At 71.8% G+C, this 8,930-nt stretch carries 10 protein-coding genes; all 10 read right to left on the reverse strand.

What is annotated here, in order from left to right; translation table 11 throughout:
* A partial coding sequence (locus tag ACFV0Q_RS33390; protein ID WP_385010528.1) for an alpha-L-fucosidase occupies nt 1-435 on the reverse strand: 435 nt, incomplete at its 3' end.
* Between the two features lie 104 nt (nt 436-539).
* Nucleotides 540-1,178 carry a lactate utilization protein C gene (locus ACFV0Q_RS33395; protein WP_385010530.1) on the reverse strand — a complete coding sequence of 213 codons (639 nt, stop codon included), beginning with the start codon at nt 1,176-1,178 and terminating at the stop codon, nt 540-542.
* Nucleotides 1,175-2,686 carry a LutB/LldF family L-lactate oxidation iron-sulfur protein gene (locus tag ACFV0Q_RS33400; RefSeq protein ID WP_385010532.1) on the reverse strand — a complete coding sequence of 504 codons (1,512 nt, stop codon included), beginning with the start codon at nt 2,684-2,686 and terminating at the stop codon, nt 1,175-1,177. Before ACFV0Q_RS33400 ends, ACFV0Q_RS33395 begins: the two co-directional genes overlap by 4 nt.
* Nucleotides 2,683-3,423: a (Fe-S)-binding protein gene (locus ACFV0Q_RS33405; RefSeq protein ID WP_385010534.1), complete on the reverse strand. Its 741-nt coding sequence runs from the start codon at nt 3,421-3,423 to the stop codon at nt 2,683-2,685. Before ACFV0Q_RS33405 ends, ACFV0Q_RS33400 begins: the two co-directional genes overlap by 4 nt.
* Nucleotides 3,414-4,343 carry an amidohydrolase family protein gene (locus tag ACFV0Q_RS33410; protein WP_385010536.1) on the reverse strand — a complete coding sequence of 310 codons (930 nt, stop codon included), beginning with the start codon at nt 4,341-4,343 and terminating at the stop codon, nt 3,414-3,416. Before ACFV0Q_RS33410 ends, ACFV0Q_RS33405 begins: the two co-directional genes overlap by 10 nt.
* The gene (locus ACFV0Q_RS33415) at nt 4,331-4,642 is read right to left on the reverse strand and encodes an L-rhamnose mutarotase (RefSeq protein ID WP_385010538.1); all 312 of its coding nucleotides are present in this window, start codon (nt 4,640-4,642) and stop codon (nt 4,331-4,333) included. Before ACFV0Q_RS33415 ends, ACFV0Q_RS33410 begins: the two co-directional genes overlap by 13 nt.
* Nucleotides 4,639-5,667 carry an aldo/keto reductase gene (locus tag ACFV0Q_RS33420; RefSeq protein WP_385010540.1) on the reverse strand — a complete coding sequence of 343 codons (1,029 nt, stop codon included), beginning with the start codon at nt 5,665-5,667 and terminating at the stop codon, nt 4,639-4,641. The genes ACFV0Q_RS33415 and ACFV0Q_RS33420 overlap by 4 nt, the downstream gene beginning before the upstream one ends.
* Nucleotides 5,664-6,437, reverse strand: coding sequence for an SDR family NAD(P)-dependent oxidoreductase (locus tag ACFV0Q_RS33425; protein WP_385010542.1), 774 nt, complete (start codon nt 6,435-6,437; stop codon nt 5,664-5,666). The genes ACFV0Q_RS33420 and ACFV0Q_RS33425 overlap by 4 nt, the downstream gene beginning before the upstream one ends.
* Nucleotides 6,434-7,771, reverse strand: a complete 1,338-nt coding sequence (locus ACFV0Q_RS33430; RefSeq protein WP_385010544.1) for an L-fuconate dehydratase — start codon at nt 7,769-7,771, stop codon at nt 6,434-6,436. Before ACFV0Q_RS33430 ends, ACFV0Q_RS33425 begins: the two co-directional genes overlap by 4 nt.
* Nucleotides 7,772-7,785: 14 nt before the next feature.
* A complete protein-coding gene (locus ACFV0Q_RS33435; RefSeq protein ID WP_385010546.1) occupies nt 7,786-8,637 on the reverse strand; it encodes a fumarylacetoacetate hydrolase family protein in 852 nt (283 codons plus the stop codon).
* Between the last annotated feature and the right edge of the window lie 293 nt (nt 8,638-8,930).

Below are 8,930 nucleotides of genomic sequence, written 5' to 3' on the forward strand. Positions count from 1 at the left end.
GTAGTCGTGCAGGTTGTACTGCTTGGTGCCGGTGGTGTCGGTGAAGCCCGCGACGTTGGAGTCCCACATCGCGTAGCCCTCGTGGTGCTTGGCGGTGATCACGAGGTACTTCATGCCGGCGTTCCTGGCCAGTTCGGCGATGGTGGCGGCGTTGAAGCCGGCCGGGTTGAACGGGGTGGTCACCTGGGTCTGGTAATCGGCCTTGTTCCAGTTCTCGCTGGAGAACGCCCACTCGCCGTGGCCGCGGTAGGAGTAGGAGCCGAAGTGGATGAACATGCCGAACCTGGCCTGGTACCACCAGTCCAGTTTCGAGGGGACGGTGTAGGCCCGGGCGGTGGCGGGCCACATGACCTGCGGCAGACCGAAGGCCACGGCGCCGCCTGCGAGGGCGGCGGCCTTGATCAGGGAGCGTCGGCTGAGGGGGGACGAGGACATCGTTCGACTCCTGGAGGGTGGGGGACGGGGGAGGGCGGAACGTGCTCGGACATCGGATGTGCGTCTCGGTCTGTCCAGTGGGCGACGGGGCACGGCAGCGGGTGCTACGCGTTCTCCACCAGGACGATGTCCAGGGTCCTGGGCCCGTGTACGCCCTCGACCCGGTCCAGCTCGATGTCACTGGTGGCCGAGGGGCCGGAGATGAGCGTGAGCGGCCTGCGGGGGTCGAGCCGGCTCAGTGCGTCGGGCACGTCGGGGACGATCTGGTCCACCCGGACCACGCAGACGTGCTGGTCCGGCAGCAAGGTGAGGACCCGGCGCCCCTGGCCGGGTCCGTGGTCGAGGATCACGGTGCCGGTGACGGCGATCGCGGTGGCAACGGTGGTGACCACGGCGTCCGCCCCGTCGAGTTGTCCCCCCGTCAGCGGCGGAGCGTCTTCCAGCCGCGACCAGGGCCCCTGCGGGACCAGGTCCTCGGGAAACCCTGGCGGCACCACCAGGGACCGTGCTCCGGTGCGGGCCAGCGCGCGCCCGACGGCCGCCGCCGCGTCGGCCGCCGGAACGCGGACCACCGTGGCCCGGTACTCGGCCGCACGCTCGGCGAACAGCCCGACGACGTCGGGTCCCGCGTGGTCGGCGCGTGGAGCGGTGGGGAGCGGTATGGCGTCGGGGTCCTCCGATGCGGGTACGCCGGCCAGGGCTGCCCGCACCGCGTCCAGGACGCTCTCGCGGCCGTTCGTCATCGGTCCTTCCTCTCCCCCGTCGCCGGGTTGTCTTCCTTCGCGGGTGTTCTCGTCCGGCGCCACCAGGCACGGAACGATTCCCGGGGCGGCTGGGGCGTGTCACGGGTGGCGGACCAGCGGGCGAACGGACCCGGCAGGGCGCCGATCCGGCCGTCGCTGGCCACCAGCCGCGACCCGAGGGCGGCGAGCTTCTGGGCCGCGGCCAGTCGTCCCGGGGAGGCCAGGGCGGCTCCGGCGGCCTTCATGGCGAGCCCCTCGGCGGTGGGCAGGAGTCTGTTCCGCCGCCCCGCCTCCACGACCTCCGCGCGCAGGTGGACCAGCACCTCGGGAATGTTGATCTTCACGGGGCAGGCGTCGTAGCAGGCGCCGCACAGGGTCGAGGCGAAGGGCAGGGAGGCCGCCCCGCTTGTGATGTCACCGCCGATGCCGACGAGCTGCGGGGTCAGTACGGCCCCGATCGGGCCGGGGTAGACGGATCCGTAGGCGTGGCCGCCCGTGCGCTCGTACACCGGGCAGACGTTCAGGCACGCCGAGCAGCGGATGCAGGCGAGGGCCTGGCGGCCCACCTCGTCGGCCAGCGTCGCGGTACGGCCGTTGTCGAGGAGGACCAGGTGGAAGTTCTGGGGGCCGTCGCCCTCGGTGACGCCGGTCCACAGGGAGGTGTACGGGTTCATGCGCTCGCCCGTCGACGAGCGGGGCAGGAGCTGGAGGAAGACCTCCAGGTCGGCGAAGGACGGCAGCACCTTCTCGATGCCCATCACGGTGATCAGCGTCTCGGGCAGGGTCAGGCACATCCGCCCGTTGCCCTCCGACTCCACCACCACCACCGTTCCGGTGTCGGCGGCGGCGAAGTTGGCGCCCGAGACGGCCACCTTGGCCCGCAGGAACTTCTCCCGCAGGTGGAGCCGGGCCGCCTCGGCGAGATCGCGGGGATCGTCGGAGAGCCCTTCGGGAGCCGGCCTGCCCCACTCCCCCATCTCCCGCCGGAAGATCTCCCGGATCTCGGAGCGGTTGCGGTGGATGGCCGGCACCAGGATGTGGGACGGGCGGTCGCGGCCCAACTGCACGATGAGTTCCGCCAGATCGGTCTCGTAGGCGCGGATGCCGGCGTCGGCGAGCGCCTCGTTGAGACCGATCTCCTGGGTCGCCATCGACTTGACCTTGACGATTTCACTCTGGCCGGTCGCCCGCACCAGGTCGGTGACGATGCGGTTGGCCCCGGCGGCGTCCGCCGCCCAGTGGACCGTTCCGCCCGCGGCGGTCACCGCCTTCTCCAGGCGCAGGAGATGGTGGTCGAGGTGGCGCAGGGTGTGGCGTTTGACGGCTGCGGCCGTCTCCCGCAGGTCCTCCCAGTCCTCCAGTTCGGCGGCGACCGCCAGCCGTTTGTCCCGGATGGTGCCGGTCGCCCGGCGCAGGTTCGCCCGCAGTTGGGTGTCCGCGAGCGCGCTGCGCGCCGCCTGGGGGAAGGCCGGGGTTCCCAGCCATACGACGTTGTCGGCGCCGCTCACCGTACGTCCCCTTCCGTTGAGGCCAGGATCTCGGCCAGGTGCATCGTGCCGACGCCGGTACGGAGGCGGGACAGCCCGCCGCCGATGTGCATGAGGCAGGAGTTGTCGCCCGCGCACAGGAACTCGGCGCCGGTTCCCAGGACGTGCCGCATCTTGTCGGCGAGCATGGCGTTGGACACGTCCGCGTTCTTCAGGGCGAAGGTGCCGCCGAAGCCGCAGCAGGACTCGGCGGCGGGCAGTTCGACGAGGTCGATGCCCTTCACGGCGCGCAGCAGCGTGAGCGGCCGGTCGCCAACGCGGAGCATGCGCAGCGAGTGGCAGGTCGGGTGGTAGGTGACGCGGTGCGGGAAGTACGCGCCGACGTCGGTGACGCCGAGGACGTCGACGAGGAGTTCCGACAGCTCGTACACCGTCGGCGCCACTCGCTCGACCGCCCCGGCGAGGGCGGCGTCCCCGTACTGGGCGGCCACCACCCGGTGGTGGTCGCGCACCATGCCCGCGCAGGACCCGGAGGGGGCGACGACGGCGTCGTACCCCTCGAACACCTCGGCGAAGCGGCGCACCATGGGCAGCGTCTCGGGCCGGTAGCCGGTGTTGAAGTGCATCTGGCCGCAGCACGTCTGGCCCTGCGGGAACTCCACGGTGTGGCCCAGGCGTTCCAGCAGTGCGGTCACCGCCTGGCCGGTGCGGGGGAACATCGTGTCGTTGAAGCACGTGATGAAGAGGGCTATGCGCATGGGGTTTCCTGGGACGGGTCCTGGGGCAGGTCCGGGGGTACCGTGATGGTCAGGCCGTAGGTCCGCACAGCCGTGCCGGTGAAGACGTCGCGGCGCTCGGCCGGGCTGAGCTCGACCGTCACGCGGTCGGCAGCGGCGAGGACTTCGGCGTAGGTGGCGGCGAGCCGGCAGACGGGCCAGTCGGAGCCGAACATCAGCCGCCCGGGGCCGAAGGCGTCCAGGACCGTGTCGGCGTACGGCCTGAGGTCGTCGACCGTCCAGGAACCCCAGTCGGCTTCGGTGACCATGCCCGAGAGTTTGCAGACGGTGTTGGGGAGGGCGGCGAGGCGCCTGATCTGCTCCGCCCAGGGGGCGAGTTCGCCGGACGCGATGGGCGGCTTGCCGAGGTGGTCGAGGACGAAGGTGAGGCCGGGCAGGCGCTGCGCGGCCTCGACTGCGGCGGCGAGTTGGTGCGGCTTCACCACGAGGTCGTAGACGAGCCCCGCCTCGGCGATCGCGGTCAGGCCGCGCAGTGCCTCCTGGCGCACGAGCCAGCGGGGGTCCGGCTCACCCTGCACCTGGTGGCGCATCCCCACCAGATGCTCGCCGCCAGGGCCGGCGCGCAGCCCGGCGAGAGTGTCGGCGACGTCGGGTACGGTCAGGTCGGTCCACCCGACGACCCCGGCGACGAGGTCGCTGCGCGCGGCCGTGGCCAGGAACTCGGGGGTCTCCTCCGGCACGGTGATCGTCTGCACCAGCACGGTGGCGGTGACGCCGGCCGCACGGGCCTCCGGTGCCAGGTCGACGAGGGAGAAGTCCCTGCGCAGCGGCGCGAGTTCGGGCCCGGTGATCCAGTCCTGGTCGCGGACGGACAAGTCCCACACGTGGTGGTGGGCGTCCACGATTCCCGGCCCGTGGTCCGCCCCGGTCACAGCTCCCACACCACCGGCAGCGTGGTGTCCGCACCCTGCGCGGAGTAGTCGTGGACGACGTCCAGCAGCTCGGCCATCCGCGCCTGCCAGGCGATGTTGACCGGCAGCTTCTCGAGTTCGGCGATCATCGCCTGGTAGTCCCGGACCTCCAGTACGTGGAACAGGTCGGTGCCGCTGCGCCAGATCGTCCACTCGCTCACCCCCGCGCCGCGGATGGCGGCGGTCAGCTCCTCGGGCACCTGCCGGTGCGCGGCGTCGTACTCCTCGATGCGGTCGGTGCGGACCTTGGTGTGCAGGGCGACCTTCATGACGGCTCCTTCGGCGACGGGGTTTCCCCGATGGGTGCGGTGACGGGGACGGGGGTGTCCGGGTCCAGCAAGCCCTCGGCGCGCAGCTCGTCCCACAGGGCGTCCGGGATCGGGCGCCCCAGCTGCTCCACGGTGTCGCGGACCTCCTCGGGGGAACGGGCACCGGTCAGGACGCTCGCCACGGACGGGTGGCCGAACGGGAAGCGCAGCGCGGCGGCCCGCAGCGGCACGCCGCGGCGCTCGGTGACCGCCAGCAGCCGCAGCGCCCGGTCGAGCACCGGCTGCGGGACCGGCCCGTAGTCGTACGTGGCACCCGGCCAGGGGGCGGTCAGCAGCCCGGAGTTGAACACTCCCCCGATGACGACGCTGCGGCCGCGGGCGGCCGCCTCCGGGAGCAGTTCGGTGAGCCCGTCCTGTTCCAGGAGGGTGTAGCGGCCGGCCAGGAGCACCACGTCGATGTCGGTCTCGCGCAGGAAGCGGGCCGGCAGGGCGGACTGGTTCATGCCGATGCCGATCGCCCCGACCACGCCTTCGCTCCGCAGCCGCTCCAGGGCCGGGTACGCCTCGCGCAGCGCCTGCTCGGCGTGGTCGTCCGGGTCGTGCAGCAGGGCGATGTCGACGCGGTCGAGGCCCAGGCGTTCGAGGCTCGCCTCCAGCGAGCGCAGCACTCCGTCGGCGCTGAAGTCCCAGATCCGGCGGTGGGTGGCCGGGACGGCGAAGCCGTGGTCGAGGTCGTTTCCGGGGATGCCCCGCGGATCCGGCACGAGGAGCCGGCCCACCTTCGTGGAGAGGGTGTAGGTGTCGCGGGGGCGGTCGCGCAGGGCGGCGCCGAGCCTCCGTTCCGACAGGCCCAGCCCGTAGTGGGGGGCGGTGTCGAAGGTGCGGACCCCGGCGTCCCAGGCCGCGTCCACCGTGGCGTGGGCGGCCTCCTCGGTGACCGGGTGGTAGAGGTTGCCGAGGGCCGCGCAGCCGAGGGCGAGTTCCGAGACCGGTACCGCGCTGCCGCCCAGCCCGGTGGTCCTCACGACCGGGCCGCCGGGCGCAGCCGCAGTCCCTGCATGCCGCCGTCCACCGCGAGCGCGGTGCCGGTGACGGACGCCGCGGCCGGACCGGCCAGGTAGACGATGGCGGCCGCCACCTCGTCCGCGGTCACCAGACGGCCCATGGGCTGGCGTGCGTTGAGCGCGGCCCGTTCGGCCTCGGGATCGTCGGCGGCGTCGAGCAGCCGGGCCACCCACGGGGTGTCGGCGGTGCCGGGGTTGACGCAGTTGACGCGGACGCCCTCGCCGACGTGATCGGCGGCCATGGCCAGGGTGAGGGACAGCACGGCGCCCTTGCTGGCGGAGTACAGGGCGCGCTGCGGCAGTCCGGCGGTGGCCGCGATGGAGCAGGTGTTGACCACGGACGCAGTGCCCGGACGGGCAGTGGCAGCGCGGCGCAGGTGGGGCAGGGCGGCGCGGGTGGTGCGGACCATGCCGAGGACGTTGACGTCCAGGACGCGGTGCCACTGTTCGTCGGGGTTGTCCTCGACGGTGCCGGCGGCACCGATGCCCGCGTTGTTGACGAGGATGTCGATGCCGCCGAGCCGCGCGGCCGCCTCCTCGACGGCGGCGCGTACGGAGGCGTCGTCGCTGACGTCGGCCTTGAGGCCGAGCAGCGGTTCGCGCACGCCGTGCGGATCGAGGTCGAGTACGGCGACGGCCGCGCCCCGAGCCGCCAGCGCGCGGGCCGTGGCGAGCCCGATACCGGACGCGCCGCCCGTGACGAGAGCCCTCAGGCCGGTCAGTTCGGTCATGCCACTTCCTCCTGCGAGGCGCGGTCGGCTACCCAGAACGTACCGTCCGGGTAGAGGTACTCGGCGATGGACTCCTCACGCATGGCGGCGGAGAATCCGGGTGCGAGCGGCGCGGTGTAGTGGCCGTCCCGGATCACCACCGGCTCGACGAAGTGCTGGTGGAGGTGATCGACGTACTCGATGACGCGGTTCTCGGTGGTTCCGGAGAGGGCCAGGTAGTCGAACATCGACAGGTGCTGCACCAGCTCGCACAGCCCCACTCCGCCGGCGTGGGGGCACACCGGCACCCCGTACTTCGCGGCGAGCAGCAGGATCGCGAGGTTCTCGTTGACCCCGCCGACCCGCGCCGCATCGATCTGGAGGACGTCGATGGCGCCGGCCTGGAGGAGCTGCTTGAAGACGATCCGGTTCTGTACGTGCTCGCCGGTGGCCACCTTCACGGGAGCGACGGCCTGCCGTACGGCCGCGTGCCCGAGGACGTCGTCGGGGCTGGTCGGCTCCTCGATCCAGTACGGGTCGAACTCGGCGAGCGCGTTGGTCCACGTGATCGCCTCGGGCACGTTCCACCGCTGATTGGCGTCGATGGCGATGCGGATGCCGTCACCGACGGCGCCGCGGGCGGTGCGCAGCCGCCGGATGTCGTCGCTCAGGTCCGCGCCGACCTTGAGCTTGATCTGCGTGAAGCCGTCGGCGACGGCCTGCTTGGCCAGCCGGGTGAGCTTCTCGTCGGTGTAGCCGAGCCAGCCCGGGGAGGTGGTGTAGCCGGGATATCCGCGCTCCAGCAGGGTCGCCTCACGTTCCGCGAGGCCCGTGCGGCCTTCGCGCAGGAGCGCGAGGGCGTCCTCGGGGGTCAGGGCGTCGGCGATGTAGCGGAAGTCGACCTGGGAGACCAGCCACTCGGGCCGGGCGTCGGCGAGCAGCCGCCACAGCGGCTTGCCCTCCCGCTTGGCCGCCAGGTCCCACACGGCGTTGACCACGGCACCGATCGCCATGTGCATCACGCCCTTCTCGGGGCCGAGCCAGCGCAGCTGGCTGTCGCCGACCAGATCCCGGCTGACCGATCCCGGATCGGCGCACAGCTCCGCTACGGAGCGGCCCACGAGATGGGGCCGCAGCGCGTCGATCGCGGCGACCTGGACGTCGTTGCCGCGTCCGATGGTGAAGGTGAAGCCGTGTCCTTCGTGCCCGTCGCCGGCGTCGGAGCGCAGCACGACATAGGCGGCGGAGTAGTCGGGATCCGGGTTCATCGCGTCGGAGCCGTCCAGTTCCCGCGAGGTGGGGAAACGGACGTCGTACGTGTCGACGGCGGTGATCCGAGCGGAGGTTCCAGTCAAGGGGGTGCTGCCTTTCACGCTTGGGCGAAGATCTGGCGCTGGCTGCCGAGGCCGTCGATGGAGAGCTCGACCGTGTCGCCGGGGCGCAGGTAGGGAGTGCCGGGGAGACCCAGAGCCACGCCCGCGGGCGTACCGGTGTTGATCACGTCGCCCGGCTCCAGGACCATGTACTGGCTCAGGTACCAGACGATGTGGTCGACCGTGAAGATCATGTCGCTGGTGTGCCCGTCCTGCCGCTTCGCGCCGTTGACGCTCAGGTGCAGGCCGAGGTCCTGCGGGTCGCCGGCCTCGTCGGCGGTGACCAGCCACGGGCCGAGCGGGTTGAAGGTCTCGCAGGATTTGCCCAGGTCCCACTGCGGCGAGTACTCCAGCTGGAATTCCCGCTCCGATACGTCGTGGCTGATCGTGTACCCGGCGATCACGGCCCGCGCGGCATCCGGTCCGTCCAGGTAGCGCGCCCGGCGGCCGATGACGACCGCGAGTTCGACCTCCCAGTCGGTCTTCACCGATCCACGGGGGATCAGCACCTCGTCGTACGGGCCGACGACCGTGGCCGCGTCCTTCATGAACACCACCGGGCGCGCGGGAATCGCCGCGCCGGTCTCGGCGGCGTGATCGCGGTAGTTCAGGCCGATGCAGACGACCTTGCCGGGGCGGGTGACGGGTGCCCCGATCCGCAGCCCGTCCCGGTCCAGTTCGGGCAGCTCCCCCGCCGAGACCGCCGCGCGGGCCCGCTCGATCCCCCCGGAGGCGAGGAAGGCACCGTCGATGTCGCGGGTCACGGGGGAAAGATCCAGCAGCCGGCCGTCGTCGACGCGTACCGCGGGCCGTTCTTCACCTGGGGATCCGACGCGTAGCAGTTTCACCGGGCAGCTCCCTTGCCGAGCGGGTTTCGGATTCGTCTGTGGGATCGGCCGCACGGGCGGGCTACCTGAGGTGCGCCGGTACGGGCCGTTCGCCACGGCTCCCGCCATCCGCACGGTCAGTCATCGGATGTATCGCGGGCCACAGCGAACATAGACGCGGAGATCGCAGCTGACAATGGATTCCTCGGATGTATTTCCTCGCCGTTGTCGGCAGACGCTCTCGCGGAGCGACTCTTCCGAAGCCGTCCGGGGCACGTCTCCCGAAGCGCCATCTCCCGCGAGCAGTCGGCCAT

Origin of the sequence: Streptomyces sp. NPDC059564, from assembly GCF_042735575.1 — a bacterium.
Classification (GTDB): Bacteria; Actinomycetota; Actinomycetes; order Streptomycetales; family Streptomycetaceae; genus Streptomyces.

Coding starts and splice junctions, on each gene's coding strand:
- ACFV0Q_RS33425 (WP_385010542.1), bottom strand. CDS start 6,437: ATGACCGAACTGACCGGCCTGAGGGCTCTCGTCACGGGCGGCGCGTCC.
- ACFV0Q_RS33395 (WP_385010530.1), bottom strand. CDS start 1,178: ATGACGAACGGCCGCGAGAGCGTCCTGGACGCGGTGCGGGCAGCCCTG.
- ACFV0Q_RS33405 (WP_385010534.1), bottom strand. CDS start 3,423: ATGCGCATAGCCCTCTTCATCACGTGCTTCAACGACACGATGTTCCCC.
- ACFV0Q_RS33415 (WP_385010538.1), bottom strand. CDS start 4,642: ATGAAGGTCGCCCTGCACACCAAGGTCCGCACCGACCGCATCGAGGAG.